The following is a 1,141-nucleotide window of genomic DNA, read 5'->3' as shown; positions in this document are numbered from 1 at the left end:
CCCTCAGTCTGCCATGGCCTCCTGCGCCCTGTCCGCTCCCGCTGTTGAACAGGCCGACCCCCGCCACCGCCGCGGGCGACGCCACCACCTGGGCTGCATCATCCTGATCAGCCTGTGCGCGGTACTGGCCGGAGCCCGCTCCCTGGCCGCGATCGGCCAATGGGCAGCCAACGCACCCCAACACACCCTGGCCCGGCTGGACGCCCGCCTGACCCACCCCGCCCTCGGCCTGCGCCAGGCACCCAGCACCGCCACCATCCGACGCGTGCTCACCAGCACCGACCCCACCCTGCTCACCCGCATGAGCACCGCCGCCGACCTGGCCGTACTGATCGTTGACGGCAAGAGCGCCCGAGGCTCACACACCCGCCAAAGCAGGGCGGTGCACCTGCTGGCCGCCATGACCCCCGCCGGCCAGGTCGCAGCCCAGACCCGCGTGGCCGACACAACCAACGAGATCAGCGCCCTGGCCGACCTGCTGGCCGGCCTGGACATCGAAGGCAGCGTGGTCTCAGCCGACGCGCTGCACACCCGGAACGAGACCGCCCGGCACCTGGTCCAAGAGCGCAGAGCCCACTACGTCTTCACCGTCAAGGCCAACCAACCCACCCTGTTCAGACAGATCAAAGCACTCCCGTGGGCCCAGGCGCCCCGGCTGTTCACCGAGGCCTCACGCGCACACGGGCGCGAAGAAAGACGCACCGTCAAGGTGCTGACCGCACCCGGGCTCGCGTTCGCCCACGCCAAGCAGGTGGTGCGGGTGCACCGGTGGGTCAAGGAGCTGGCTACGGGCAAGGTGCGGCGCACCTACGCCTACGTGGTCACCAGCCTCGCTGCTGAGCAGGCCGACGTCGGACGGCTGGCGGGTCTGGTCCGGGGCCATTGGCAGATCGAGGCGCTGCACCATGTCCGGGACGTGAGCTTTGGAGAGGATGCCTCGCGGGTGCGGTCCGGGCACGGGGCGCAGAACATGGCGATGCTGCGCAACCTGGCGATCGGGTTGTTGGCCGGGCTGGATCGGAGCAGTATCCCCGCAGCTATCCGCTGGGTGTCCTATGAGGCCTTCACCAGACCACTCGACCTCCTCGGGCTCGCGTGACCAGCGCCGATACCGACCTCCCCCGACTTTGAAACAGCCCTG

Annotated in this window: 1 protein-coding gene; it reads left to right on the top strand. The window is 69.8% G+C overall.

What is annotated here, in order from left to right; translation table 11 throughout:
* The coding region (locus D474_RS0127085; RefSeq protein WP_239647193.1) for an ISAs1 family transposase at positions 1–1,099 on the top strand (1,099 nt) is incomplete at its 5' end.
* Positions 1,100–1,141 lie beyond the last annotated feature (42 nt).

The organism is Nocardiopsis salina YIM 90010, from assembly GCF_000341025.1.
GTDB lineage: Bacteria > Actinomycetota > Actinomycetes > Streptosporangiales > Streptosporangiaceae > Nocardiopsis > Nocardiopsis salina.
Note: the sequence above shows the minus strand (reverse complement) of the source record. Positions and strands in the feature narration are given on the sequence as shown.